Genomic DNA, 26,882 nt, shown 5'->3' on the forward strand with positions numbered 1-26,882 from the left:
AATCCCACGGGATGACAGCGCTTCATACGTCCGGTATTCAATGAAAGGAGCTTTTGATGGCACCCCGAAAAACAACTCCGAAAAACCCTGGCACATCCCATCCCACCCCCGATACATCCCTTTCTGCGCCGACTCTTCGTCATGAGCTTCCAGGGCTGACTCGATCCACAGGACCGGCTGCCGACCTGCCCGGCGGGCAATTGACGAATCTACCGCCCGCAAGCGACAGACCATCCGTGATTCAGATTCGCGACCTGGTAACCTCTGATGGAGCAATCGCAGGTGACTCGTCCCTCGTATCTCACTCCGCCGAATCCATTCGCCTTTATGAGGTTCCGCCCCAGGCACGAAGCGTTTTGCCCCCCATCGGCGCTGAAGGGTTGCGAGTTCACAGAGGGCGCATTTATGCCGAAGTGCAATACACCACGACCACAACTGTCATGGTCGCGTGGGACGAAAGAATCGAGACCTATCGGGTTCGGCTTCCACAGGAGGTGCATCCCTCCGGCCCTGCACTGCGTTTCGATACCGACAGCAATACCTGGCGGATCGCCGAGCAGCAAAACACTCGCAACCCAACACAACCGTTGATTGATCGACAGATAACACATACAGACGATAGCGCCGTGCAGACTCGCCTGCCCGCCCCTGTGAACCAGTCCTCATCGCAACCCGCCCCGATGACCGCTTACGTCGATACCCGTCACTATGTATGGAATGAAGCCGTCTCCAATTACCACGGTTATACCGTCATGCATCGAAAAAGGGGGCTGGGCAGTGACGCTGGCCCCGAGTTGCACTACGCATTCAAGGACGACAATGGAGCATTCGTCGTTGTTGAGCCTTCTACCTCGCGCATTGACCAGCCGGCAGATCTGTTGCCAGGGTGGACAGATCACCACCTCTGGGATCTCTACGGCTTGCACGGCGCGGACATCATCCTTTTTCGCACCGAAGCCGACCGTATTGGCAAGAGACCTCTGTGGGCCAGAATCCGGGAACAACGACAGCAGAAACGCTATCTGGATGAGGAACTGCGCCGCTGGCAAAACTGGGGGCTGGAGCGCGAAAGGTCCAATCACCCTCAGGATCTGCAAAACACCACAGGCTCCGAGCCTGCACGTGACCACGCCATCACCCCACAGAGCGATACCCCCACCTCCCTGACGCATTCGCCGCCCCCGCACACAACTGACGTATCCACAGTAACAGACGATATCCCACCCTACGGCCATCAGAGCTACTACACCTGGGACCACGCCCAGACGAACTATCATGGCTATGTCGAAATGCAGCGCAAACCCGGTCTGAATGACACTCACGGTCCGCGTATCCAAGTCGCGTTTCACGATGGCGTCGCTCTGACTATCGTCAGTCCCGTCAGGTACTCGGCCAATAACCGCGTACTTCGACCCTACTGGCGGGACATCGATATCTGGAATCTGTACAGGATCGAGGGCGAAGACATCGTGCGCTTCCGTCGGGAAGTTGCAATCAACGGGGTTCAGCCGAGCTGGGTCAAACTGCGGGAATACACCTCACTCAGGGAACAGTGGATCGACTATTTGCGGCTGTGGACCAATCCTGATTCACCGCTCAAATCACAAGAGCAGGTCATGGCCCGGTTCCAACCCTACAACCTGTCCATCGAGCAACTGGGACGCCTGGTCAAGGAAATATCGCCATCCGGCCAGTTCAACAAGATGATCGGTGATGAAATGCCAACCTGGGTCAAGTCTCATCAGGCTCGAACGCTGGTAGTGACCCGTTTCGAACAGTTCGGGCCGTATCTGACGGAAATCCGAGACGAGATGATCAGACTGAGAAATCAGGGCGGTGGCAAAAGTCTTCTGCAGGCGACTCTGACCCCACCGTTCTTTCGGCAGTTGTTGCGGCGCTCTGGCTTCAAACCCAACAAACACAACTATCTGTACAGAGACGACATTCCCGCGGTATTCAAAGTGGATGAACGGACGCCCTTTGACTTAGCCCGAGCGGGCGCCTTGCTTCCACAGCCCTTGTCAGCCGAGGGCTCCACGAGTGCGATCGCCGTGAGTGCGATGTTCAGCCTCAAGACCGCGATGGGTTTCGCCCATCCGGCCAATACAGTGCTTCCTTCCTCCAGCACACAAACAAAGGATCCATTGACACACTCCAGACGCATCATGTTTTGCTACCTGATCGATACACGTGATGTCGAGGTCGTTCCGGGGCCGGATAACCGTATCTACAACGCGACTCGGGTCAACCCGAAACCTGTGGATGACAAAACATTGTTCCCGAGCATGAAGATGGAGGGCCACGTTTCGATGCAACCGACCGGTTTCACATCGAGACGCATCTGGCTGGTCAACTCGACCATGACGCGTGCAGCCACCGTGGACGACCTATATACGCAGGCACGTGGAAGAGTTACTGATACGAATCAGACCCACGACGTGGCCATCGAATCCCGTACGCAGGCTGGAGTCCTGAACCGCGACGAGTATGAAGCCTTGATCGATGACGTAGCGACAGCCGGAAAACGTGTCATGGAATTACCACCAGGAAAAGACATCTTTTCCACCGACATCACCTTTCCCATCGAAACCATCACTTTACCGGAGACGCCCTCGGCTTGATCCAGCATGGTCGAGCCGGAGCTTTTCACATCCCTCCGGTAGCCTGAAAGCCGACGCCGATCACTGTGAGCAGTGACAAAGGCAACAACAGCGTATCGAGCAATGCGCTGGCCGGCAGATCCACACCGGGGTAACTCGGCGCCTCGGCGCCGAATCGGTCCATCGCGCAACACCCGCCATTCATCGCATACAGATCCAGCCGGGTGCCGGAATACACCACCGGCGCGCCGGGTTTGGCGGCATCCAGCGTGCGCGCGGTGGCGCAGCCGGTCAGTTGCACTATCAGCAGGATTGCCAGCAGCTTATTCATCGCTGCTCAGATGATGCTCACCCCAGCGCGGCAGCATGTCCTGGGGAATGCCCAGCAAGTTGAGAATCCGCGCCACCACGAAATCGATCAGGTCATCGATGGTCTGCGGCTGGTGATAGAAGCCCGGCGAAGCAGGCAGGATGGTCACGCCCATGTTCGACAACTTGAGCATGTGCTCCAGATGAATGCTCGAATAAGGCGCCTCGCGCGGCACCAGAATCAACTGGCGACGCTCCTTCAACGTTACATCTGCCGCTCGCTCGATCAGGTTGTTGCAGGCGCCTGTGGCGATGGCCGACAAGGTGCCGGTCGAACATGGCACCACTACCATCGCCGCCGGCGCCCCGGAGCCCGAGGCCACTGGCGACATCCAGTCTTCCTTGCCATACACGCGGATCTGCCCGGCGGCGGCGCCGGTGTATTCGGTGAGGAACGCCTGCATCAATTGCGGCTTGGCCGGCAACGACACATCGGTCTCGGTGGCCATCACCAGTTGCGCGGCCTTGGAGATCAGGAAGTGTACCTCGCGATCCTCGCGCACCAGGCAATCCAGCAGGCGCAAGCCGTACTGGGCGCCGGACGCGCCGGTCATCGCCAGTGTGATGCGTTCCGGGCCGCCGTCCTGAAAGCGAGTGTTCATTTCAGCGCCTCGGCGAGTTTGCCGTGCAGGCCGCCGAAGCCGCCGTTGCTCATGATCACCACATGGGTACCGGGCTGGGCCTGACTCTTCACGCGTTCGATGATGCCTTCCAGCGAATCGCTGACAATCGACGGCACGGTGCACAACGCGGCGGTGCCCGCCAGATCCCAGCCGAGGTTGGCCGGGGCGTACCAGATCACCTGATCGGCATCGACCACGCTGTCCGGCAGACCGTCACGGTGTGCGCCGAGCTTCATCGAGTTGGAGCGTGGCTCAATGATCGCGATCAACGGCGCATCGCCAATGCGTTTGCGCAGGCCGTCGAGGGTGGTGGCAATCGCGGTCGGGTGGTGGGCGAAGTCGTCGTAGATGGTGATGCCGCGCACTTCCGCGACTTTTTCCATCCGGCGTTTGACGCTCTTGAATGCGCTCAACCCGGCAATGCCCATGGACGGCACGACACCGACGTGACGTGCGGCGGCCAAAGTGGCCAAGGCGTTGGCGACGTTGTGCTGGCCGGTCAATTCCCACTCGACCACGCCCTGGGAGACGCCGTCGAACATCACTTCGAACGCCGAGCCATCATCCTTCAGCAATTTGACCTGCCACTGACCGCCGGCACCGGTAGTTTGCACCGGGGTCCAGCAGCCCATCTCGATCACGCGCTGCAAGGCCGGTTCGGTGGTCGGATGGATCACCAGACCTTCGCTCGGAATGGTCCGCACCAAGTGGTGGAATTGCCGCTCGATGGCCGGCAGATCAGGGAAGATGTCCGCATGATCGAACTCAAGGTTGTTGAGGATCGCGGTGCGCGGACGGTAGTGGACGAACTTCGAACGCTTGTCGAAGAACGCACTGTCGTACTCGTCAGCCTCGATCACGAAGAACGGCGTGCCGCCCAGACGCGCCGACACCGAGAAGTTTTGCGGCACACCGCCGATCAGGAAGCCCGGGCTCATGCCGGCATGTTCCAGCACCCAGGCGAGCATGCTGCTGGTGGTGGTCTTGCCGTGCGTGCCGGCAACCGCCAGCACCCAGCGACCTTGCAGCACATGGTCGGCCAGCCACTGTGGGCCGGAGACGTACGGCAGGCCTTTGTTCAGCACATACTCGACTGCCGGATTGCCGCGAGACATGGCGTTGCCGATCACCACCAGATCCGGTGCCGGATCAAGCTGCGCCGGGTCGTAACCCTGGGTCAACTGAATGCCCTGGGCTTCGAGCTGGGTGCTCATCGGCGGATAGACGTTGGCATCGGAGCCGGTCACGTGATGGCCCAGCTCTTTGGCCAGAACCGCCATCGAGCCCATGAAAGTCCCGCAGATACCCAGAATATGAATGTGCATAGTCGACCTCGTAAAACATGGCCGCAGGTTAGCGCAGGGAGGGGGAAATCGCACTCTTTAGCTGATCACCCGACATGATCGTTCCCACGCTCTGCGTGGGAACGCAGCAAAGGACGCTCTGCGTCCCGGAGCAGACGCGCAGGGAGGCATTCCCACGCGGACGGTTCGACGCCTCGACGTGGGAACGATCCAGAGGGGGATTCAGGCAGTTCGGGCGATCCCGTGCTTGCGCAGTTTCCTATAAAGGGTGTTGCGACTGACGCCAAGCTGCTCGGCCGCGTGGGTCATGTGCCAGCGCGTGTGTTCCAGCGCATTGAGCAGCGCCAGCCGTTCGGCATCCTCCAGCGGCTGCCCGAACGATGCCTCATCGACTCTGACCAACATCGGTTGTACCTGCCGGAACATCGCAGGCAGATCATCCAGCCCGATCCGCCCCTCATCGCACAGCGCCGCCAGCGTGCGCAGCACATTGCGCATCTGCCGCACATTGCCCGGCCAGTTGAACCCGAGCAGCGCCCGGCGCGCCGGCTCTTCGATCAGGATCGCTTCCCCGCCCGCCTCTTCGGCCAGGAGGAAATCCAGCAATTGGGATTTGTCACTGCGCTCGCGCAATGGTGGCAGCGCCACTTCCAGCCCGTTGAGCCGGTAGTACAGATCCTCACGGAAACTGCCGTCTGCCACTCGCTCCAGCAGATTGCGGTGCGTGGCACTGATGATCCGCACGTTGACCCCTTCCGGCTCGCCGCCGATCGGCACCACTTGCCGGTCTTCCAGTACTCGCAGCAGACGGGTCTGCAAGGCCAGCGGCATGTCGCCGATTTCATCGAGGAACAACGTACCGCCGTCGGCCTGTTGCAACTTGCCACGCATGCCGTCCTTGCGCGCGCCGGTGAAGCTGCCGCCGCGATAGCCGAACAGTTCGCTCTCGATCAGGCTTTCGGGAATTGCCGCACAGTTGAGCGCGACGAAGGCTTTGCCGGCGCGTTGACTGGCGTTGTGCACAGCCTTGGCGAATGCTTCCTTGCCGGAGCCTGTTTCGCCGTTGATCAGCAGCGGCACGTCACGCTCGAACACCCGCAGGGCCTTGCGGAAATCCGCTTGCAGCCCGGCGTCGCCCAGACAAATACCAGCAAGGCGCGGCGGTTCGGGAGCCTGAGGCTTGGGCAGGACGGGAGACGGCTTGCGCGCTTCTCCGCGCAACACTGCAAACAGATGGCGTCCGTCACGGGTACGCAATGGCCAGCTTGCGCTGGCATGGGCACTGGCGCGCCCGAGCAACTCATCCAGCGAGCAATCGAAAAACGCCTCCACCGGTTTGCCGAGCAGTCCGCCACGAATGTGCCCGAGCAGGTTCAATGCGCTCTGATTGACCGCACTGATCCGCCCTTCCCCGTCAAACGCCAGCAACCCTTCGCTGAACAGCCCGACGGATTCGGCCTGGAGATGGAAACGCAGCAACCATTGATTATCGAAACAGCGCAGGAAATAGCAGCTCTCGATCATCTTCGCCGACAGATTGACCAGCGCCATGGTGTGGAACTGACTCTGCCGCGAAACGTCCGGCCGCGCCGAAGATACGTCGAGCACCGCCAGAAGCTCGCCGTGAGGGTCGAACACCGGACTCGCCGAGCAGGTCAGGCCGGTGTGGCGACCCCGAAAGTGTTCGTCCTGATGGATGGTCAGGGCCTGGCGTTCCACCAGACAGGTGCCGATGCCGTTGGTGCCTTCGCAGGCTTCGCTCCAGTCGGAGCCCAGCCACAGGCCGGCGCGTTCGAAGATCTTGCGCTCGGAAGGGGCGGTTACGCAGTTGAGGATCACCCCGCGTGCGTCGGTCAGCAGTACCGCGTGACCGGCGCCGGAGAGTTGTTGATGCAGGCTGCTCATTTCATTGCCGGCGATCTGCAACACCTGTTGCAGGCGTTCGCGGCTTTCGAGGACGCGACCGTGTTCGAGCACGGTCGGCGCCATGGTCAGGGCCGGGTCGAGGTGATAATCCTCAAGACAACGCAGCCACGAGCGGGCGATCGACGGGTCGGCACCGGGGCCATGCAGGTGCGGCTTGCCCTGGGTGACGGTGAGAACCTGTCGGGCATGGCGACTCAAATGGTTGTCGTGCATTTCTTATTATTCTCCCCGAGGCTCATCGGCCCATGCGTGAAGTGGTGCCCAGCATCCTCCAGCCAACCGGTCTTTGCAATGCTGGCAAGACCGCCCGGTCACGGGTTGTGCCAGAAGCGGTACAAACTGTCACCCGAGCTGTACCGATACCGTCACAGACGCTTGCCACTTGTCCGACAGAAATCACGCAAGGCCTTGATTTGCCTGACCTGCACGTCAGTGGCCCGACCTTTGCTCTACGCTTATGGCAAGCGCACATGCGCGTTTCTCTAATAAGTACAAAGCCAAGGAGAACATCATCATGCGTTACGCTCACCCCGGTACTGAGGGCGCCAAGGTCTCGTTCAAGAGCAAGTACGGTAACTACATCGGCGGCGAGTTCGTCGCGCCTGTCAAAGGTCAGTACTTCACCAACACCTCGCCAGTGAATGGCCAGCCGATTGCCGAATTCCCGCGTTCCACTGCCGAAGACATCGAAAGGGCCCTGGACGCCGCCCACGCCGCAGCCGATGCCTGGGGCTCGACCTCCGCCCAGGCCCGCTCGCTGATCCTGCTGAAAATCGCCGACCGCATCGAACAGAACCTCGAAACCCTGGCGATCACCGAAACCTGGGACAACGGCAAAGCCATCCGTGAAACCCTCAACGCCGACATCCCGCTGGCCGCCGACCACTTCCGCTATTTCGCCGGGTGCCTGCGCGCCCAGGAAGGCAGCGCTGCCGAAATCGATGGCAACACCGTCGCTTATCACATCCATGAACCGCTGGGCGTGGTCGGCCAGATCATCCCGTGGAACTTCCCGATCCTGATGGCCGCGTGGAAACTCGCCCCGGCCCTGGCCGCCGGCAACTGCGTGGTGCTCAAACCTGCCGAACAAACCCCGCTGGGCATCAGCGTGCTGCTGGAACTGATCGGCGACCTGCTGCCACCGGGCGTACTCAACGTGGTGCAAGGGTTCGGCAAAGAGGCCGGCGAAGCCCTGGCCACCAGCAAGCGCATCGCCAAGATCGCCTTCACCGGCTCGACCCCGGTCGGCTCGCACATCATGAAATGCGCCGCCGAGAACATCATCCCGTCCACCGTTGAGCTGGGCGGCAAGTCGCCGAACATCTTCTTCGAAGACATCATGCAGGCCGAGCCAAGCTTCATTGAAAAGGCTGCCGAAGGCCTGGTGCTGGCGTTCTTCAACCAGGGCGAAGTCTGCACCTGCCCTTCCCGCGCGCTGGTTCAGGAGTCGATCTATCCGCAGTTCATGGAAGCGGTGATGAAGAAAGTCAGCCAGATCAAACGTGGCGACCCGCTGGACACCGACACCATGGTCGGCGCCCAGGCGTCCGAGCAGCAATTCGACAAGATCCTGTCGTACCTGGAAATCGCCAAGGACGAAGGCGCCGAACTGCTGACCGGCGGCAAGGTGGAAAAACTCGAAGGCAACCTGGCCTCCGGTTATTATATCCAGCCGACCCTGCTCAAGGGCACCAACAAGATGCGTGTGTTCCAGGAAGAAATCTTCGGCCCGGTGGTGAGCATCACCACCTTCAAGGACGAAGCCGAAGCCCTGGCGATTGCCAACGACACCGAGTTCGGCCTCGGCGCCGGCCTCTGGACCCGCGACATCAACCGCGCCTATCGCATGGGCCGCGCCATCAAGGCCGGTCGTGTATGGACCAACTGCTACCACCTGTACCCGGCGCACGCCGCGTTCGGCGGGTACAAGAAGTCCGGCGTCGGCCGTGAAACCCACAAGATGATGCTCGATCACTACCAGCAGACCAAAAACCTGCTGGTGAGCTACGACATCAACCCGCTGGGCTTCTTCTAAAAAACCGGGCGGCGCCGAAATATCGGCGTCGCCCCTTTCATCCCGATGACAAACCCTGGCCTGGCCGCTCTGGCACGGGCCTTGCGTACCTGTCATTCAGGATTTGCGTGAACACTGCCGCTGCGTGAACAGCACCCACCCACTCAACCGCTGCACCCGAAAGTCCAACAGATCGAACAATAAAAAAGACAGAGAGGACTTATGACTTCCACCACACAGCTCAAACCCACACTCGGCACCCTGCATCTCTGGGGCATTGCCGTCGGCCTGGTGATTTCCGGCGAATACTTCGGCTGGAGTTACGGCTGGGGCACCGCAGGGACTCTGGGTTTCCTGGTCACGGCCCTGATGGTCGCGACCATGTACACCTGCTTCATCTTCAGTTTCACCGAACTGACCACCGCGATTCCCCATGCGGGCGGGCCGTTTGCCTACAGTCGCCGGGCATTCGGTGAAAAAGGCGGATTGATCGCCGGGATCGCCACCCTGATCGAGTTCGTGTTCGCCCCGCCGGCCATTGCCATGGCCATCGGCGCCTATCTCAATGTGCAATATCCGGAGCTTGATCCGAAAGTCGCGGCGGTCGGCGCGTATTTCGTGTTCATGACCCTGAACATCCTCGGCGTCAGCATCGCCGCGACCTTCGAACTGGTGGTTACCGTGCTGGCGGTTGCCGAACTGCTGGTGTTCATGGGCGTTGTTGCGCCGGGCTTCAGTTTCAGCAACTTCGTGCTCAATGGCTGGTCGGGCTCCAGCGAATTCAGCCTCGGCTCGATTCCCGGGATCTTCGCCGCCATTCCTTTCGCGATCTGGTTTTTCCTCGCCATCGAGGGCGCGGCCATGGCGGCCGAGGAAGCCAAGGACCCGAAACGCACGATTCCCAAGGCTTATGTCAGCGGCATCCTGACTCTGGTGTTCCTGGCCATCGGTGTGATGGTGATGGCCGGCGGTGTCGGCGACTGGCGACAACTGGCGAACATCAACGACCCGCTGCCCCAGGCAATGAAAGCGGTGGTCGGCAACAACTCGACGTGGATGCACATGCTGGTGTGGATCGGCCTGTTCGGGCTGGTGGCGAGTTTCCACGGGATCATCCTCGGCTACTCGCGGCAGTTCTTCGCCCTGGCCCGGGCCGGTTATCTGCCGAAAAGCCTGGCCAAACTCTCGCGTTTCCAGACCCCGCACCGGGCGATCCTGGCCGGCGGCGTGATCGGCATCGCCGCGATCTACAGCGACGGACTGGTCAATCTGCAAGGCATGAGCCTGACCGCCGCGATGATCACCATGTCGGTGTTCGGCGCCATCGTGATGTACATCATCAGCATGCTCAGCCTGTTCAAACTGCGTAAAACCGAGCCGAACCTTGAGCGCACCTTCCGCGCGCCGGGCTATCCGATCGTGCCGGGGATCGCGCTGTTTCTGGCGGTGGTGTGCCTGGTGGCAATGGCCTGGTTCAACACCCTGATCGGCGGCGTGTTCCTCGGGTTCATGGCTGCCGGTTACCTGTATTTCCAGCTGACCGCCAAGCAACGCTCCGAAGCACCGGCAGACGCTATGCTCGAAGGTATCTAGAAGTTGCACCGGCACCGGGCCTCAGGCTCGGTGCCTGCACTAAAAGCATTCATTCAGGAGGACCGCGCCCCATGGCCGCATTTGCTCATACCGTCGGCGCCCAGACCTACCGCTTCGACAGCCTCAAGGACGTGATGGCCAAGGCCAGCCCGGCGCGTTCCGGGGACTTTCTGGCCGGCGTCGCCGCGCTCAACGATGGCGAGCGGGTCGCCGCGCAAATGGCGCTGGCCGACATCCCGCTCACGCATTTCCTGCAAGAAGCGCTGATTCCCTACGAAGCCGATGAAGTCACCCGGCTGATCATCGACAGCCATGACAAACAGGCCTTTGCGGTCGTCAGCCATCTCACCGTTGGCGGTTTTCGCGACTGGTTGCTGAGCGAAGCGGCCGACGAGTCCAGCCTCCGCGCCCTCGCCCCCGGCCTGACACCGGAAATGGTCGCCGCCGTGTCGAAGATCATGCGCGTGCAGGATCTGGTGCTGGTGGCGCAGAAGATCCGCGTCGTGACGAAATTCCGCGGCACCCTAGGCCTGCGCGGACGGTTATCCACAAGGCTGCAACCCAATCACCCAACCGACGAACCGTCCGGCATCGCCGCGAGCATTCTCGACGGTCTGCTGTACGGCAACGGCGACGCCATGATCGGCATCAACCCGGCCACCGACAGTATCGCCTCGATCTGCGCGATGCTGGAAATGCTCGACGCAATCATCCAGCGTTACGACATTCCGACCCAGGCCTGTGTGCTGACCCACGTCACCACTTCTATAGAAGCGATCAACCGTGGCGTGCCGCTGGATCTGGTATTCCAGTCGATTGCCGGCACCGAAGCGGCCAATGCCAGTTTCGGTATCAACCTGAACGTGTTGCAGGAAGGTTATGAAGCGGGCCTGAGCCTCAATCGCGGCACGCTCGGGCAGAACCTGATGTATTTCGAAACCGGTCAGGGCAGCGCGTTGTCGGCCAACGCCCACCACGGCGTCGATCAACAGACCTGCGAGACGCGGGCCTACGCCGTGGCACGACATTTCAAACCGTTTCTGGTGAACACCGTCGTAGGATTCATCGGCCCGGAATACCTCTACAACGGCAAACAGATCATCCGTGCCGGCCTCGAAGACCACTTCTGCGGCAAGTTGCTGGGCGTGCCGATGGGCTGCGACATCTGCTACACCAACCACGCCGAAGCTGACCAGGACGACATGGACACCCTGCTGACCCTGCTGGGCGTGTCGGGGATCAACTTCATCATGGGCATCCCCGGCTCCGACGACATCATGCTCAACTACCAGACCACTTCGTTCCACGACGCGCTCTATGCGCGCCAGACCCTGGGCCTGAAACCGGCGCCGGAGTTCGAGCAGTGGCTGGCGAACATGGGCATCTTCACCCAGGCGGACGGCAAGGTCCGCTTCGGCAACAATCTGCCGCCGGCGTTTCGCCAGGCGTTGGCGCAACTGGGATGAGTCAGATGGAAAAACCGCCCGTCGATCCACAGAACCCCTGGCTTGAGCTGCGTCGCCTGACCCCGGCGCGGATCGCCCTCGGCCGTACCGGCACCAGCCTGCCGACCCGCGCACAGCTGGATTTCCAGTTCGCCCACGCACAGGCCCGGGATGCCGTGCATCTGCCCTTCGATCACGCCGGGCTCAGTGCCCAACTGGCCGAGCGCCAACTCGACAGCCTGCTGCTGCACAGCGCGGCGACGGATCGCAACAGTTACCTGCAACGCCCGGATCTGGGGCGCAAGTTGAGCGATCAATCGGCGCAAACCCTGCGCGAATACGCGCTGGCACATCCGGGCGGCGTGGATCTGGTCATGGTCGTAGCTGATGGCCTCTCGGCGCTGGCGGTGCATCGCCACACCTTGCCGTTCATCTCCCGACTGGAAGAACAGATGACCGCCGACGAATGGTCAATCGCACCGGTAGTGCTGGTTGAGCAAGGTCGGGTGGCGGTTGGCGATGAAATCGGCCAGTTGCTGGGTGCAAAAATGGTCGTGATGCTGATCGGAGAGCGCCCCGGACTCAGTTCGCCGGACAGCCTCGGTTTATATTTCACCTACAATCCTAAGGTCGGCCTCACCGATGCCTACCGCAATTGCATCTCCAATGTGCGGCTTGAAGGCTTGAGCTACGGCATGGCGGCCCATCGCCTGCTGTATCTGATGCGCGAAGCCTGTCGGCGGCAGCTGTCGGGGGTCAATCTGAAGGACGAGGCGCAGGTTCAGACGCTGGAATCGGAAGCCGGTGCAGATATGAAGAGTAATTTCCTACTCGATCCGCCCCCGGCCTGAACCGTTTCCGCATTGCCTTACTGCGCCGGTTTCAGGCAGGATCGACGCACGGCCGCCCGGGTTTCCCATCGCCGTCAGAGCAGTTGAAGACAGCCACTTGAAGACGAGACCTATCATGCGGATTATTCAAGCGACCCTCGAACACCTGGACCTGTTGGCTCCGCTGTTCGTCAAATATCGTGAGTTCTACGGCGCACTGCCTTATCCGGACTCGTCCCGGGCCTTCCTCGAAAAGCGTCTGCGGCGCAAGGAATCGGTCATTTATCTGGCCCTGGCCGATGATGACGACAAGAAGCTCATGGGCTTCTGCCAGCTCTATCCGAGCTTCTCCTCGTTGTCGCTCAAGCGTGTGTGGATCCTCAACGACATCTATGTCGCCGAAGATGCCCGCCGCCAGCTGGTCGCCGACAACCTGATCCGCACCGCCAAGCGCATGGCCAAGGAAACCCAGGCCGTGCGCATGCGCGTGTCTACCAGCAGCGACAACGAAGTCGCACAGAAAACCTACGAATCCATCGGATTCAAGGAAGACACCGAGTTCAAGAACTACATCTTGCCGATCAGCGACGAACTCTGATTTTTTCTAACAATGCGGACGCAGGCCTTTGTGGCGAAGGTACAAACTCCCTCACCACAAAGGCCTGCACCTCGCTCCCCCCTCGAAATGCCCCGCTACAAAACCAACGCGCTTTTCACCTATCAGATCGTATAATCCTGTGCTTTCCGGCTTGTAAGAAAAACTACACCCGCTTGTAGGCTTACACCGAATCATCCGCACAGGCCTGCCGAGTCGGGCCATCACCACAGGTGCCCACATGGATTTCAACCCGATCGACATCATTCTGCATCTCGACGTCTACCTCGACATGCTGGTGAACAACTATGGGACCTGGATCTACGCCATCCTGTTTCTGGTCATCTTTTGTGAAACCGGCCTGGTGGTCACACCGTTCCTGCCGGGTGATTCGCTGCTGTTCATCGCCGGTGCAGTGGCCGCAGGCGGCGGTATGGACCCGGTGCTGCTGGCGGGCCTGCTGATGTTGGCGGCGATTCTCGGTGACAGCACCAACTACGTGATCGGACGAACGGCAGGGGAAAAACTGTTCAGCAATCCGAACTCGAAGATTTTCCGCCGGGATTATCTGCAACAGACCCATGACTTCTACGACAAGCACGGCGGCAAGACCGTGACTTTGGCGCGCTTCCTGCCGATCATCCGCACCTTTGCGCCGTTCGTCGCCGGTGTCGCCAAGATGCCTTACCCGCGTTTCTTCGGTTTCAGCGTATTCGGCACCATCCTGTGGGTCGGCGGCCTGGTGACCCTGGGCTACTTCTTCGGCAACGTACCGTTCATCAAGAAGAACCTGTCGCTGCTGGTAGTGGGCATCATCTTGCTGTCGCTGGTGCCGATGATCATCGGCATGCTGCGCAGCCGCCTCGGTGGCGCCGGTTCCAAAGCCGAATCGCGCTGATCCGATGTGGTCACTGAGCGCCTGGCGACGCCGGCGCACTCTGGCGAAGCACCCGATTGCCGATGACATGTGGCAGCGGGTGCGTCACCACTTGAGCTTCCTCGACGGCATCAGCGCCACGGAAGATCAGTGGCTGCGCGAAGCCAGCGTCCTGTTCCTCGAAGACAAGCACCTGACCGCCCTGCCCGGCGTCGAACTGCGTCAGGAACAACGCCTGCTGCTCGCCGCCCAGGCGCAATTGCCACTACTGCACCTTGGCGATCTGAACTGGTATCAGGGCTTCCACGAAATCATTCTGTACCCCGACGACTTTCTCAGCCCCCAGCGCCACCGCGATGCCAGTGGCGTCGAACATGAGTGGGACGGCGAGCACAGCGGCGAAGCCTGGCAACAAGGGCCGGTCATTCTCGCCTGGCCCGGGGTGATGGCCAGTGGTGGCTGGGAAGGCTACAACCTGGTGATCCACGAGCTGGCACACAAACTCGACATGCTCAACGGCAGCGCCAACGGCCTGCCACCGCTGCACGCCGACATGCGGGTCAGCGACTGGGCCGAGGTCATGCAAAAAGCTTATGACGACCTCAACCGCCAGCTCGACCGCCATCCGGACGCCGAAACCGCCATCGACCCGTATGCCGCCGAGAACCCGGCCGAGTTCTTCGCCGTCACCAGCGAGTACTTTTTCAGCGCCCCGGATCTGCTGCACGAGGCTTATCCACAGGTGTATGCGCAGCTGCAGCTTTTCTACCGACAGGATCCGCTGGCCCGACTGAAGCAACTTCAGGCCACCGACCCGGTCTATCAGGCACACGAGTAAGGCCTGGACGACCTTCGGTGCATGGCATCGCGGGTGGAATATGCCTATAATCGCCGCCACTTTTTGGTCAATCCGGCCAAGTGTTTTGGTCTACTAACGGGGGCAACGCCCAATGAGCTACAGCAAGATTCCGGCTGGCAAAGACCTGCCGAACGACATCTACGTCGCGATCGAGATCCCGGCCAACCACGCGCCGATCAAATACGAAATCGACAAAGACAGCGATTGCCTGTTCGTTGACCGTTTCATGGCCACCCCGATGTTCTACCCGGCCAACTACGGTTACATCCCGAACACCCTGGCTGACGACGGTGATCCCCTGGACGTGCTGGTCGTAACCCCTTACCCGGTTGCTCCAGGTTCGGTGATCCGCGCGCGTCCGGTCGGCATCCTGAACATGACCGACGACGGCGGCGGCGATGCCAAAGTCATCGCAGTTCCACACGACAAGCTGTCCCAGCTGTACGTGGACGTTAAGGAATACACCGACCTGCCAGCCCTGCTGATCCAGCAGATCGAGCACTTCTTCGCGAACTACAAAGATCTCGAAAAAGGCAAATGGGTGAAAATCGAAGGCTGGGACGGCGCTGACGCTGCCCGCGCCGCGATCACCAAGTCGGTTGCTGCCTACAAAGGCTAAGCCTAGCGACACGCTTGAAGAAAACCCCGGTTGATCCGGGGTTTTTTGTGCCTGGGCGGCAAGGGCTTAAACACCCTGTTTATGGCTGCCTACAGAAAAGTTTTACTGTGTGTAATTTCCCACAAGTACGTCTTACATCCCGTCGCAAAATTTGCCTCGATTTTGAACGCAAGGTTTATTCAAACCGCTCTGGGCCGGCCTTAGACTCGTGTTTATGAGAAAGAACACTAGCGGTCCAAGATTCAAGGCACTCCTGGAAGCTGCGAACATCACCACCACGGGATTCGCAAAGTTCTGGGGCACGGAAGCCCAAAACGTTCATAACTGGTACACCCGGGGCGTACCCGCGTACCGCATGGAAGAAGTCGCGCGCCTGCTGTCCGTCAACAGCCAGTGGCTGAAGACCGGCGAAGGCCCGAAAGAAGCACCGCACCTGTACACCGCCGGCGACACGCTGGATGCCCAGGCGATTCAGGGCGTCTATACGGTGCTCGAAACCAACGACATAGAGTTGCCGCTCTACAAGGAAGCCCCGACGGCCCCTGGCTCCGACAAAACCCATGTCATCAAGGACCCGGAGCAAACCATCCGCCTGCCCCGCAGCCACCTCGAAGCCCTGGAAATCCGCCACACCGACGCCATCTGCACGCACATGATCGGCAACAGCATGGCCGAGAAGATCGAAGACGGCTCCACCCTCGCCATCGACCGCGGCCTCACCCAGGTGGTGGACGGCGAAATCTACGCCATCGAACACGACGGCATGCTGCGCATCAAATACCTGCACCGCATGCCCGGCAACGCCCTGCGCCTGCGCAGCCACAACAGCGCCGAATACCCGGACGAAATCTTCCGGGCGGCGCAGATCGAGGAGCAGAGGATTCATGTGCTGGGGTGGGTGTTCTGGTGGTCGACATTGGGCAAGCGGCGGCCAGTGCTGCCGTTTCTCTGATGTACCCTCGGTTGTGGAAGCCAGCCTGCTGGCGATGAGGCCCTGAAAGTCGGTACAAATCCCGGATTTTCTCCAGTTTGATCGCTCTAAACCGCACTTCAAGCTGGGAATCAGAAGCAAAACTCAGTATCCTGCGCCCCACATTCGCGCATCGACCCGCCCAGCGGCCCAGATGACGCCTGACGCGGCAGACCACTGTCTGACCAAGTCCCACAGCCGGACGCAAGATCCGGGTGTACGTTTTGAAGGCTGGCGCGGTTTACCAAAAATAAACCAAGCCAGTCCCCGAGAAGCCGGCCACAAGCCGGCTTTTTAATGCCTGTCGGAAAGTGGTTTTCGAGAGCCGTTCAGCCAATTGCTGATCAACACACAAATTGTGCAGGCGCTACTTGCACAATTGTTCAGCAAAAAAGCTCTTGGCAATTACGAAGCTTAAAGCACTACAAGGACGTTCTAGATTGCTCCCATCTGCCCTGAATTCATGCCTGAAATCCGTCGGAGTGATTTCGACCATTTGCCTCAGCCTGACAGCATGCGTGGGAGTAGGCGTTTCCCTCCCTGAAAAAACCACACTCAAAACCGACGCCTACAGAGCACAAAGCTACCGCTCGACTCCCCCACAGATCACCAGAACAGCAAAATCGACACCTGTCCGAGAATGGTGCGGAGTTACTGTCTGGGCGCTGGTAGTTCCAGTGCCGTTGAAACTGCCGGTGTGCACGTCGTACTCCGAGCAATCCTTCGGCAAAGATGAGTTCGGAAACGAACTCGTTCTGCTCGACACCGAGCAAAAAGTGCCATCTCCGCTATACGCTTGTGGTCCATTCATGGTGCTGGGACCCATCGTTCACGGATATGAAGGCAATGCACTGTGCGGCGTTTTCCCCGATTGACTCACGGATAACTAAACGACTTCACCAACGTCAACTCCCCCAACGCCCGCATCGGCACAACGAACGTTTCCATCTTCTCGCTCGGCGTCCCTTCTTCGGTAATCACCGTCACCTGCGCGGTGGTCAGCGGCTGCACCGCCTCTTCCCCACCTTCATCATCCCCACGATAGCCACCTCCGAAGTAGTTCACATACACCAGATATTGCCCCTTGATCGGCGCCGGCATGGCGAAGATTTCCGGGCCGTAACCGGTGGTCACGTCGACGTCCAGCGCCGCGCCGTTGGGGGCGACGCGGTCGCCGTACCAGATGTGTGCGCCGTCAGGTGTGATCAGGTGCAGGTCGAGGTCGGTGCCGTCGCTGTCCCAGGACAGCAGCACGCGCAGTTTGGCCGGGGTGGCGCTGCCGTTGGCGTTGAGGAACTGGGTGCGGTGGCGTTGCTGGCCGTCGGGACTGCGGACTTCGACGCTGTTGCTGCCTTTGGGGAAGGAGAACGGGCGGTCGAAGCGGCCGCTGTCGTCGATTTTCAGCGGCATGCTGACGCCGTTGACGATCAGCCGACCGGGCTCTTTGCTTTTCGGTGTGGCCTTGATTTCACCGCTGATACGGGCGGTGTTGGCCTGGCCGACCGGGGTGTTCACCGAGGAGGCCGGGTAGTTGACGGTCTGGCGGAAATTTTCGCCTTCGCCCTCGGGCGCGCCGCTGCGCCAGCCGCCGACCGGAGTGTCGAGTTTGACGCTGTCGGCGGCCATCGCCATCGGCAACGCATTGAGGGCGCAGAGCAACAGCAAGACCTGTGGATAACGGAGTGTCATGGTCTATTCCAGCAAAAGGTGACGGGCGAGCCCTTCGATATAGTTTTCATCCTGGCCGTTGGGGTGTGCTTCAAAGGCCAGGTGCAGGTATTCGTGAGTCAGGTCGAGGCGATCCTGCAACGACAGCACACCGCGCACGTAGATGCGCTGGCGTTCGCGGTCGACGAAGGGCCGGCCGAAAGCGAGTTTGCAGACGGCGAATGTGCTGACTTCGTTGTAGCCGGTTTCGCTTTCCAGCTTCGGACGCCAGCCACGCCGTTGTTTTTGCAGCCAGTCCTGCGCAGCGGGCAGTGCTTCGCAGGACGCCACCGGGTTGTCCCAACGGCTGAGGCTGGCGCGCGGATAAGCGTGCAGCAGAATCGCGTCGTAACGCTGGCCGGCATTGGCTTGTTCGACGGCTTGCTGCCAGGCCAGTTTGTCGGGGCCGGGTTGATCGGAGTGATAGGTGACGGTGCTCCCGGCCAACACCAGATCCGACGTCCACGCCGCGATGCTGCGCGATTCGGCGGAAGCAGGACGCGGGGCGACACGCTGGCGGGTGCTGCTGTCGTCGATGCTCAGACATTCGCCATTGCGCGTGGCGTTTTGCAGCAAATACGTGCGGATTGCCACGGCGAGGGCTTTGGCCGCTTCGGCAGGTTCCGGTTTGGCTTCACGCTCAAGAACTCGAGCGACGTACTCTTCCCGATCCAGCCGCGCCACAAGCTTGTCGTTCAGCAGAAACAGTTCGCCGTCGCTGTGGATATCCAGCGCATTGCCGTTGGCGAATTCGACGCGGTAATCACCCTGCAACGGACCCGAACCCGCCACCCGATCACCAGCCAGAACCCGGGCAAGCGGATAACGCGAAAACAGACCGACCTCGACACATCGCCCCGCGTCCGCCGGCCAGGAAGCAGGCAGCACTGTCGCCAACGCCGCACCGTAATGCCGCAGAACCATCTGACTGGTGCCACGGCCACCGGCCCAGATCGGCGAGCCGTCCGCCGTCCAGCCAGCGAAACCGCCCTGACGTGATTGCGGATCCTGATCGCCGAGCCAGCTCCAGGTTTTCACCCGCAAGCGTCCGCCGAGTTCACCGACGACATTGCCGTCCGCTGCGTTCAGCACCACGTCGAGCAGCACCCGGCGCAGCTGATCCTGAGCCGGCAACCAGGATAAAACCTTCAGCAAGTCAGCCACGGACACCCGGGTAGCCGGCTGCACCGATGGCAGGTCCAGCAACCACGACGGCGCCTGTCGCGCCTGCCAATAGGATTTCCAATCGCCAGTGGTTATGCCCAACCGGGCCGGCTCGAAATACAGCCCGCAGGATTTCACCAGCGCCTGATCACGCTCGATCTTGCCGCCCGCGGTGCAGCAGTAGACTTCTTCTTTTGACTGCCCGCGGCACTCATACGCCGGCTCTTGCGCACCGGTATCCACCAGCCACACGTAGACGAACACCTTCCACAGACTGCCAAGTGGTGTATCCAGCGACGAAGGCAACGGCTCGCGGGCGGTCAGTTGCGTGGTGCTCAACGACAGCAACTCGCCCTTGTAGGCCACGCGCAGCGGTTCATCCTGCGCCGTCGCCAGCGCAGGAATCACACACATCAGCAGCCACAGCAGCGGCCGGGTCATGTCAGTTGACCGTGACCTGACCGAGGGTGGCTTTCGCTTCCTGGGCCTGATGCTGCGGTGCGTAGACCTGAGTGAAGCGCACCGGCGGCAGGTTGAACTGGCCTTTCTGCGAGAAGCGCACCAGATGCCGCAGACGCAATTCACCGCTCAGCGCATCCACCGGCACCGCGTAGGCCAGTTGACCCGGTTCGAACCGTGCCTTTTCCAGCGCGGTCGGCTCGGTGCCATCCTTGCCCTGCAACTTGATGCCCCACGTGGTGCGCTCGACATCCGCGCCCGGCGGCAGCGGCACTTCGAGCATGCCGTAGCGCAGCGGTTTCGGCGCCGTGCTGGTAAGGATCACTTCGTCCAGGTACAGGCTGTCGCTGGACAGCGGTTTGGTACCGACCGGCTCCAGTTTGAAGGTGAACGCTTCGTCACCCGGCACCAGACGCGACAGGCGACGCGTGATGGTCACGGCCATCGGATTGACCGCCGGTTGTTGGGTCTGGAAGCTCAGCGCGGCACGCAACGGACGCTCCTGAGTGCCCGACACCGACAACACGCTCGGCACCGGCGCCGCACCCTGCCACGTCCAGTACATCTCGCCGGTTGCGCCGTAGTTTTTCTTCCAGCCTTCACCCGGTGCCAGCGCGATGGTCGGCGATGCCTGGGCGATGCTGCGTTGCAGCCAGGTCAGCGCCAGCGCGCGTTCGAGGGTCGATTGCTGAGGCAACAGGCGTTGCAGCAACGCTGTCGCACGGGCCTGATCGAACGGTTGCAGCGACAGGTTCAGCGCTTCGACAAACGGTTGAGAGCTGACGGCCAAACGCTGTTGCGCAGCGCCCAACTGACGATTGAACGCATCCAGCAGAGCGACTTTCGATTGCGTGGCCAGCGATGCGGTCAAGACCCGCGCCGCCGCCAGACCGAGTGCCGAATCCGGATCGCTCATCACCAGGCTGTCTTCACCGTCGTCCATCAGGTTCGCGGCATTGCCTTCCCCGGCCTTGGCCAGATCGTCCATCAAACCGCTGAGCAGCGTGTTGACCGGCAGGTGCATCTGTCTGGCGAACGACAGAATCAGTGCCCGTTGCAGCAATGGCGTGTTCGGCGCCTGCTTGGCGTAGACCTCCAGCACCCGCTGCCAGTGCTCCGGCGGCAAGGTCAGTTCCAGTACCTGACTGGCGTTCCAGTCGGCGTAATAGGCGTAAGCGGTGAGGAACGCATCCGGCTCGCCGTCGAAGCCCCACCAGGTGAAGCTCGCCGACGGCCCGGCCATTTGCACCAGACGCAGACGGCTGTTCTGCATGATCAGGCGCAAGCGATCGCGGATCTGCGGGCTCGACGCCAGCGACGGATAGGCGATGCTCAGCGGCAGCAGGCGGCTGGCGGTCTGCTCGACGCCGCCGTACGGATAGCTGAGCAGGTCGTCGAGGGCCGAGCGGAACAGCGCTTGCGGACTGTCATCCAGACGCAGGCGAATGTCAGTGGCGTCCGCCGGCAGGCTCAACGGCGTATCGCCGCTGGCCACGTCGAGGCTCTGGGTCTGCGTCACTTGCCAGCCTTCGCCGGTCGCGGTCAGGCGCACCGCGAGGGCGTCGGCGGTTTTGCCGTCCTGCACCAGTTCGGCTGTCCATTCGCCGGTTGCCAAGGCGAAGGCCGGCAGCGGCAGGTAGTTGATGCCGTTGTTGAGGGTCACCGGCAGACGCTGTTCGGCGCCGGCGTAGTGCGTCACCAGTTCAGCCTTGACCGGTTTCTCGGCCTGACTGAAGGCGAACACGCCGAGTTGCGGCTGATCGCCCTTGCGGAATTTGCTCGGCCCGCTCCACTTCAAGTACAGAGGTTTTTCCGAGCGCACGAACTGCTTCCTCTGCCCGACCTGACCGTCATCGGCAATCGCCCGTGCGGTGATGCGCCAGCGGGTCAGCGAGTCCGGCATCTTGAAGGTGAAGCGGGTCTTGCCGTCGGCGTCGGTCAGCAGTTCCGGCTGCCACGCGGCGGTGTCGACGTCTTCGCGGCGCGGCCGCTCCAGCACTTTCACCCCACGCTCGCTGCGGTTGGCCTTGCCCGGTGCGCCGGGGCTGCCCGGCAATGCCACGTCGTAGCTGATGAACGACAGACTGGCGCTGGTGCGCACGTTGTTGCGGCGCGGGTGGTAGAAGAACTGGTCGATGGTCGGCGCGACTTCCGGTTGCAGCGCGTAGACCATTTCGTCGACCACGCTGACCGTCAGATGCGCGGGCACCGCTTTACCGGCGAACTGCGTGGTCAGGTCGACCGTCACGGTATCGCCCGGTTGATAAGTCTCTTTGTCGGTCTTGATCGCCACGTCGATCTGCGGCGCGACGACCTTGATCCCGGCGTTCTGGAAGCTGTACTGACCGCCCTTGGTGTACAGCACCGAGAACGTCAGGTTCGGCGCGAAATTGTCCTTCACCGGGATGCGTGCGCGGTATTGGGTGTCGCTGAGTTTTTCCAGTTTCAGCCAGTCGCCGCCCTTGGCCAGCAGCGCGGTGGCTTCGACCTTGTCGCGTTCCAGCGACAGCAGTGCATCGCTCACTGGCTCGGGGAATGTGATCAACGCCAGTGCTTCGTCGCCGGCCTTGTACTCCGGCTTGTCGAGGACGATTTCCACGGTGCCCGGCACGGCCTTGACGCCATCGCCGGTAACGGAATGACCGGTGCCGCCAAGCACTCGGCCGAACTGATCCTTCAGCGACAGGTTGTAGGTCCCCGGACGATCGAACGTCACGCTGAAGCCTTTGTCTTTCGCCGCCAGCTTGCCTTCGCCGGTGGTCTGGTCTTCCAGACGCACCCAGCTGTAGCCGCTCGGCACCACGGCCTGCGCCTGTTCGCTGCCGCCTTCGTTGGCGTAGCTGAACGCGACCTTGTCACCGACCGCGCTGAAACGCTGCGGCGCAGTCAGACGGAAGCTGGCAGCACCGCGGTCGATGAGGATTTCCTTGGTGGTCTTGACCCGATACGCCGCGCCATCGCTGGCAAACACGGTAAGCATGTAGCGGCTCGGCTTGTCGGCGGCCGGCAGGTCGAGGGTCGCGTTGCCTTTGCTGTCGGTGGTCAGTTCGGTGCTGGTCAGCTCCACCGGGAATTGCCCGAGGTATTGCAGCTCGTTGTCGACCATCGACAGTTGCTGGGCGCGCAGGCTCAGGGTCAGTTTGGCGTTGGCCACCGGTTTGCCGTCCGGGTACAGCAGCACCAGGCTGCCCTTCACCGGATCGCCGGTGCGGTAATCCTGCTTGGCCAGGTTCAGCGAGATTTCGAAGTGCGGCTTGATGTACTCCGCCACCCGGAACGCGCTGCTGTAGGCCTGATCCTTGTAGTTGAAACGCAACTCGTAACCACCGGCCACCGCGTTGTCGGGCAACTGGAAACGGCCCTGGGTGCCGGCCTTGGAATCGAGTTTCAGGTCAAGACGCTGCAACTCGGTGCCGGTCGCATCGAGCACGCTGACACTGACGTCCGCCGCGCCCGGCAACACCGAGTCGCGGGCGTTCTTGAATTCGCGGCCAACGATTTTCAGCGACACCCAATCGCCCGGGCGATACAGCGGCCGGTCGGTGAAGGCGTAGAGTTTGGTGTCGTAGATTTCGCTGTCGTAATAGAAGTTTTCCGAAACGAATACGCCGCCCTCTTCGTCCTCGCCGATGACGAACGAACGCTCCGGGCTGACGTGTTTCAGGCGCAGCAGACCATCGGTGTCGGTGGCGCCGCTGCTCATTACGCCGAGGCCGTCGGTCCACAGCACATTGACCTTCGGCACCGAGCTGCCTTCGTGTTTGCGCGCGGCCCACACCAGCAATTCATCACCGGCAATTTTGCTCACCGCCACAGTGTTGGAAACGAAAACCATGGTGGTCGCGCGGTACTTGCCGATCAGCGCTTCGACCAGATACAGGCCTGGTTTCAAGTTGCCCAACGGGATGTAGACGTTACCCGGCGCGACGCTGACGAACTCGCTGGAAGACCCGGCCAGATTCACGCCTTCTGGCGGCTGGATCGGCTTGGCCTGCCACAGCGGATATCGGAACTGGCTGACCACCGGCAGGCCCGGAATCAGAGCAAACTGCGGTTGGGCGTCGTACGGCGTCGGCGCAGCGATGGCATTTCCCATCTTCAGCTCCGGCACTTCCTCGGTGACTTGCTGGCGCGATTCGTAGGAGAACGCACGCTGCATCACTCGACGGGATTTGCGGTACCAGTTGTCCCACAGGTACGCGAGGGTGTTCGACAGGCCTTCACCCTTGAACTGGCCGTCGCTGACCACGCGGTGCAGGTTCTTCTGGCGCTTGAGGAAGTCCAGCGGCTTGTCGATCTTGTACACGCGGATGTCGGCGCCGCCGTACGGTTCCATGCGGAAACGGCGGTAGTCACGACCCGGCGCTTCAAGGCGCACCACCGCCTGCTCGTCGCTGGCAAAACTGCTGTCAGCCAGCAGGAAGAAACTTTCACCGGAGATCGGCGAATAGCCGCTCGGCTCGACGGAGTCTTCGGCATTCACCGCCGAAAACGGCAGGGCTAACAGCAACAGAAAAGGCAGTAAACGCAGCATGCGGGCACCGGTCATTGGGAGAGAAAGTTCAGTCGATAGACGCCGATGAAGTTGGGGTTGGCTGCGTCGGGTATCCATCGGGTGTCCTTCCATGTCATGAGTTGCTGCAGGCTTGCCGAACGCATGCCGTTGTCGGTTGGGGTGGTCGTGCCGGTGTGATAGGCGATGTAGCGGCCCATCCAGATCATCAGGTGCTGATCGTCGCCCTGATCGAAAAACATCAGATCGCCGGGCCGTGCCTGGGACACGTCGCGGCCGATCAGATGGCTGTTGAACTGAATCAGTTTGATCGCATTGACGTAGGGCCCGATCTTGCCGCCGCCCTGTTGCCATTGCTGGGCGAACTTGCGCTGCTCGTCGCTCAACGCCAGCTCCGGCGGCAAGTAGCGGTTGGACACGCCGTTGCTGCGCAGCCATTTGTCGTCATGGACTTTCAGCGCTTCGTTGGCGGCAAACCGCACCAGCCCGGCACAGTCCTGCTGATACCAGCGCGGGCTCGGGCCTTTGCTCAACTGCTCCTGAGCGATGCGCACGAACCAGGCGCGAAAGACCTGGGATTGCGCAGGATCGAGCGCCGGCGTTTCGACTGCTCGGGCATCCGCGCTCAGTAACAGCGCGAGCAAGCCGAGGCTGCGGATCAGTGCCGTCACAGTGCTTTCCACTCCAGCGGCAGCCATTGCCAGTGGCCGTCGGGCTCACTGCCTTCCGGCAAGGTCAGGGCGTATTTGCCCATGCCACCGAGGGTGCGCAGTTTTGGGATCAGGTAGGTTTGCGCGGCGTTGTAGAACACCGGCTCCATGTCCTGGGGCAGGCTGTCGAGGGTTTCCTGCTGCATCAACTGCGCCATCGAGTCCGGGCCGAAGTAGATCGGCATCAGCACGTCTTTGGGCAACACATCGGCCATCGGCGGGAAGCGCTTGTCGAGGGTGCCGAGGGCCTTGTCGACCAGTTTGTCGTCGAGGGAAAACAGCAGTGTCGAGCCGTGGCGCGCGAGGCTGACTTTCATGAAGGCACGGCCGGTGATCGCGTCCGGGTTCTCGGCATCCTTGGCCGCGTAAGGGCCGAAGTTGGAGCTGACCTGACGCTGCCAGAGATGGCTCTGGCCTTCCTGTTTCTCGACCACCGGGAACGCATGGTCGTCGACCTTGCTTTCGTAGGCGCCGACCATCGAATCGAACAGCGTGCCGATATCAGCGTCGAGCTTGCCGCTGTCCTCGTCCTTCAGACTGGCCACCAGCAACGGCGTGTACAGCCGCGAATCGGCGTACCAGCACAGGCCCGCCGCGCCGGCCACATGCTCGGTGAGTTTCTGTGCCACCGCTTCCTCGGCGCCGAGTTTCACCAGCAACGGTTTCTGCGGCTCGGCCGCCACCGGCAAGGTTACGCAGGCGCTGGCGCCCAGCGGCATGGCTTGCCAGACCGGTTTGAAATCGAAGTCCGGCTGGTTGTCCAGTTCATCCATGGCCAGGAAGCTGTGCCAGCCCTTGTCGTCCATGTCGAAACGCAGCCCGGCGAAATTCGGGATGAAGCGCTGGTAACCCATGGCCAGGACGCTGGAATTGACCGACAGACGCTGCCTGGTTTCAGGCGTCTTGGCCGGTAACCCGAACGCTTCGGGGAACAGTTTTTCACCGTTGAGCAGCGCCGCCAATGCTTGCGGCGAGACGTGGCCGGACTCTTCGGAAGCACCACTTTCCGGGTCGTAGAACTTGGCCGGATTCGACAGCACTACCAGCTTGTCGCCACGGGAAGCGAACAACAGGGATTTGCTGGCGTTGTAGGTCAGTTGATACAGCGGCACGTCATCACCGCCGACTTTCAGGGTGCTGAAGACGCTCAGTTGCGAGTCATCCAGCGCTACTTTCGCCAGCGGCTCCAGCAGCTTGGCCAGCCCGCCGCGATCCATCACCAGCAGGAAATCCTTCAGGCGACCATCGGCGCCGCGCCACAGCGCCACGTCTGCCGGTTGATCGAAGAGTTGCTCGATCAGGCTGTCCTGCAGCTTCAAGTCATGCTCATAGATGATCCGTCGCAGGCTGCCGATCAACCCGAGACGGTCGGCATGGGTTTCGTAATAGAAGACGAAATCCTCGGTGAGCGTGGCCTTGAGGAACGGCACCGTCAGCAGGTCCTTGGGCAACTGGCTCAGGGAGCGGGTTTCCAGCAGCGCGTCCGGGCGGCTCAGGCCGAGCTTGTCGCTGGCCAGTGCCGCCGCCGGCAACTTGGGCTTGTGCATCAGCCAGCCGAGCCCGCCCGCCACGCCGGCCACCAGGCACAGCCCGGCCACCAGCAACGGCCAGCGCCGGGAAGGTTTGGCGGTGGGTGCGGCGGTCGCCGGGGTCTCAGTGTTTTCGCTCATCTTCTCGCTCATGTTCCCAAAGCTCGGCAGTTCAT

The 26,882-nt window shown here is 61.3% G+C and carries 19 protein-coding genes; 10 read left to right on the plus strand and 9 right to left on the minus strand.

The features are described 5' to 3' along the window. Positions 1-56: 56 nt before the first annotated feature. Positions 57-2,621, plus strand: a complete 2,565-nt coding sequence (locus DXT77_RS20195; protein ID WP_147407016.1) for a hypothetical protein — start codon at positions 57-59, stop codon at positions 2,619-2,621. A gap of 25 nt (positions 2,622-2,646) precedes the next feature. Here DXT77_RS20195 and DXT77_RS20200 read toward each other — a convergent pair whose 3' ends face one another. From DXT77_RS20200 to DXT77_RS20215, 4 genes are all read right to left on the minus strand, one after another. Then, positions 2,647-2,931, minus strand: coding sequence for a YceK/YidQ family lipoprotein (locus tag DXT77_RS20200; protein WP_119428905.1), 285 nt, complete (start codon positions 2,929-2,931; stop codon positions 2,647-2,649). Beyond that, entirely contained in the window at positions 2,924-3,571 is a 648-nt protein-coding gene (gene ubiX, locus DXT77_RS20205; protein WP_085712297.1) for a flavin prenyltransferase UbiX, read from the minus strand. The genes DXT77_RS20200 and ubiX overlap by 8 nt, the downstream gene beginning before the upstream one ends. Then, a complete protein-coding gene (mpl, locus tag DXT77_RS20210) occupies positions 3,568-4,917 on the minus strand; it encodes a UDP-N-acetylmuramate:L-alanyl-gamma-D-glutamyl-meso-diaminopimelate ligase (RefSeq protein WP_119428906.1) in 1,350 nt (449 codons plus the stop codon). Before mpl ends, ubiX begins: the two co-directional genes overlap by 4 nt. A 201-nt stretch (positions 4,918-5,118) precedes the next feature. Further along, positions 5,119-7,035, minus strand: coding sequence for a sigma-54-dependent Fis family transcriptional regulator (locus DXT77_RS20215; protein WP_119428907.1), 1,917 nt, complete (start codon positions 7,033-7,035; stop codon positions 5,119-5,121). 301 nt (positions 7,036-7,336) lie between these two features. Between DXT77_RS20215 and DXT77_RS20220 the strand changes: the two genes are divergently transcribed. The 9 genes from DXT77_RS20220 (at position 7,337) to DXT77_RS20260 (ending at position 16,606) form a co-directional block, all read left to right on the plus strand. Continuing rightward, positions 7,337-8,857 carry an aldehyde dehydrogenase family protein gene (locus DXT77_RS20220; RefSeq protein WP_119428908.1) on the plus strand — a complete coding sequence of 507 codons (1,521 nt, stop codon included), beginning with the start codon at positions 7,337-7,339 and terminating at the stop codon, positions 8,855-8,857. Between the two features lie 201 nt (positions 8,858-9,058). Then, positions 9,059-10,429, plus strand: coding sequence for an ethanolamine permease (eat, locus tag DXT77_RS20225; RefSeq protein WP_119428909.1), 1,371 nt, complete (start codon positions 9,059-9,061; stop codon positions 10,427-10,429). A 71-nt stretch (positions 10,430-10,500) separates the two neighbouring features. After that, the gene (locus tag DXT77_RS20230) at positions 10,501-11,895 is read left to right on the plus strand and encodes an ethanolamine ammonia-lyase subunit EutB (protein ID WP_119428910.1); all 1,395 of its coding nucleotides are present in this window, start codon (positions 10,501-10,503) and stop codon (positions 11,893-11,895) included. Continuing rightward, a complete protein-coding gene (gene eutC / locus DXT77_RS20235; protein ID WP_372238681.1) occupies positions 11,892-12,725 on the plus strand; it encodes an ethanolamine ammonia-lyase subunit EutC in 834 nt (277 codons plus the stop codon). The genes DXT77_RS20230 and eutC overlap by 4 nt, the downstream gene beginning before the upstream one ends. Positions 12,726-12,840: 115 nt before the next feature. After that, positions 12,841-13,302, plus strand: coding sequence for an N-acetyltransferase (locus tag DXT77_RS20240; protein ID WP_085712303.1), 462 nt, complete (start codon positions 12,841-12,843; stop codon positions 13,300-13,302). A 238-nt stretch (positions 13,303-13,540) separates the two neighbouring features. Continuing rightward, positions 13,541-14,197: a DedA family protein gene (locus DXT77_RS20245; RefSeq protein ID WP_085712304.1), complete on the plus strand. Its 657-nt coding sequence runs from the start codon at positions 13,541-13,543 to the stop codon at positions 14,195-14,197. A 4-nt stretch (positions 14,198-14,201) separates the two neighbouring features. After that, positions 14,202-15,014 (plus strand): zinc-dependent peptidase, encoded by an 813-nt coding sequence (locus tag DXT77_RS20250; RefSeq protein ID WP_119428911.1) that lies wholly within the window; start codon positions 14,202-14,204, stop codon positions 15,012-15,014. 112 nt (positions 15,015-15,126) lie between these two features. Continuing rightward, positions 15,127-15,654 carry an inorganic diphosphatase gene (gene ppa / locus DXT77_RS20255; RefSeq protein ID WP_007933577.1) on the plus strand — a complete coding sequence of 176 codons (528 nt, stop codon included), beginning with the start codon at positions 15,127-15,129 and terminating at the stop codon, positions 15,652-15,654. 214 nt (positions 15,655-15,868) lie between these two features. Then, positions 15,869-16,606 carry a helix-turn-helix transcriptional regulator gene (locus tag DXT77_RS20260; protein ID WP_119428912.1) on the plus strand — a complete coding sequence of 246 codons (738 nt, stop codon included), beginning with the start codon at positions 15,869-15,871 and terminating at the stop codon, positions 16,604-16,606. An 894-nt stretch (positions 16,607-17,500) separates the two neighbouring features. On the opposite strand, the gene DXT77_RS20270 is transcribed toward DXT77_RS20260, so the two are convergent. Genes DXT77_RS20270 through DXT77_RS20290 form a run of 5 tightly spaced genes read right to left on the minus strand, consistent with a single transcriptional unit; the run spans position 17,501 to position 26,847 of the window. Next, positions 17,501-18,313 (minus strand): YfaP family protein, encoded by an 813-nt coding sequence (locus DXT77_RS20270; RefSeq protein ID WP_119428914.1) that lies wholly within the window; start codon positions 18,311-18,313, stop codon positions 17,501-17,503. A gap of 3 nt (positions 18,314-18,316) precedes the next feature. Then, entirely contained in the window at positions 18,317-19,936 is a 1,620-nt protein-coding gene (locus DXT77_RS20275) for a DUF2300 domain-containing protein (protein WP_119428915.1), read from the minus strand. 1 nt (position 19,937) lies between these two features. Beyond that, on the minus strand, positions 19,938-24,503 hold the full coding sequence (locus DXT77_RS20280) for an alpha-2-macroglobulin (protein WP_119428916.1): 4,566 nt from the start codon (positions 24,501-24,503) through the stop codon (positions 19,938-19,940). Beyond that, positions 24,500-25,165, minus strand: coding sequence for a DUF1175 domain-containing protein (locus DXT77_RS20285; protein ID WP_178083479.1), 666 nt, complete (start codon positions 25,163-25,165; stop codon positions 24,500-24,502). The genes DXT77_RS20280 and DXT77_RS20285 overlap by 4 nt, the downstream gene beginning before the upstream one ends. Further along, positions 25,135-26,847: a DUF2138 domain-containing protein gene (locus DXT77_RS20290; protein ID WP_119428918.1), complete on the minus strand. Its 1,713-nt coding sequence runs from the start codon at positions 26,845-26,847 to the stop codon at positions 25,135-25,137. Before DXT77_RS20290 ends, DXT77_RS20285 begins: the two co-directional genes overlap by 31 nt. Positions 26,848-26,882 lie beyond the last annotated feature (35 nt).

It is taken from the genome of Pseudomonas sp. 91RF (genome assembly GCF_003576265.1).
Classification (GTDB): domain Bacteria; phylum Pseudomonadota; class Gammaproteobacteria; order Pseudomonadales; family Pseudomonadaceae; genus Aquipseudomonas; species Aquipseudomonas kribbensis.

Coding starts and splice junctions, on each gene's coding strand:
- DXT77_RS20215 (WP_119428907.1), bottom strand. CDS start 7,035: ATGCACGACAACCATTTGAGTCGCCATGCCCGACAGGTTCTCACCGTC.
- eutC (WP_372238681.1), top strand. CDS start 11,892: ATGAGTCAGATGGAAAAACCGCCCGTCGATCCACAGAACCCCTGGCTT.
- DXT77_RS20200 (WP_119428905.1), bottom strand. CDS start 2,931: ATGAATAAGCTGCTGGCAATCCTGCTGATAGTGCAACTGACCGGCTGC.
- DXT77_RS20270 (WP_119428914.1), bottom strand. CDS start 18,313: ATGACACTCCGTTATCCACAGGTCTTGCTGTTGCTCTGCGCCCTCAAT.
- DXT77_RS20275 (WP_119428915.1), bottom strand. CDS start 19,936: ATGACCCGGCCGCTGCTGTGGCTGCTGATGTGTGTGATTCCTGCGCTG.
- DXT77_RS20290 (WP_119428918.1), bottom strand. CDS start 26,847: ATGAGCGAAAACACTGAGACCCCGGCGACCGCCGCACCCACCGCCAAA.
- DXT77_RS20260 (WP_119428912.1), top strand. CDS start 15,869: ATGAGAAAGAACACTAGCGGTCCAAGATTCAAGGCACTCCTGGAAGCT.
- DXT77_RS20285 (WP_178083479.1), bottom strand. CDS start 25,165: ATGGCTGCCGCTGGAGTGGAAAGCACTGTGACGGCACTGATCCGCAGC.
- ppa (WP_007933577.1), top strand. CDS start 15,127: ATGAGCTACAGCAAGATTCCGGCTGGCAAAGACCTGCCGAACGACATC.
- DXT77_RS20195 (WP_147407016.1), top strand. CDS start 57: ATGGCACCCCGAAAAACAACTCCGAAAAACCCTGGCACATCCCATCCC.
- ubiX (WP_085712297.1), bottom strand. CDS start 3,571: ATGAACACTCGCTTTCAGGACGGCGGCCCGGAACGCATCACACTGGCG.
- DXT77_RS20280 (WP_119428916.1), bottom strand. CDS start 24,503: ATGACCGGTGCCCGCATGCTGCGTTTACTGCCTTTTCTGTTGCTGTTA.
- DXT77_RS20250 (WP_119428911.1), top strand. CDS start 14,202: ATGTGGTCACTGAGCGCCTGGCGACGCCGGCGCACTCTGGCGAAGCAC.
- DXT77_RS20240 (WP_085712303.1), top strand. CDS start 12,841: ATGCGGATTATTCAAGCGACCCTCGAACACCTGGACCTGTTGGCTCCG.
- DXT77_RS20245 (WP_085712304.1), top strand. CDS start 13,541: ATGGATTTCAACCCGATCGACATCATTCTGCATCTCGACGTCTACCTC.
- DXT77_RS20230 (WP_119428910.1), top strand. CDS start 10,501: ATGGCCGCATTTGCTCATACCGTCGGCGCCCAGACCTACCGCTTCGAC.
- eat (WP_119428909.1), top strand. CDS start 9,059: ATGACTTCCACCACACAGCTCAAACCCACACTCGGCACCCTGCATCTC.
- mpl (WP_119428906.1), bottom strand. CDS start 4,917: ATGCACATTCATATTCTGGGTATCTGCGGGACTTTCATGGGCTCGATG.
- DXT77_RS20220 (WP_119428908.1), top strand. CDS start 7,337: ATGCGTTACGCTCACCCCGGTACTGAGGGCGCCAAGGTCTCGTTCAAG.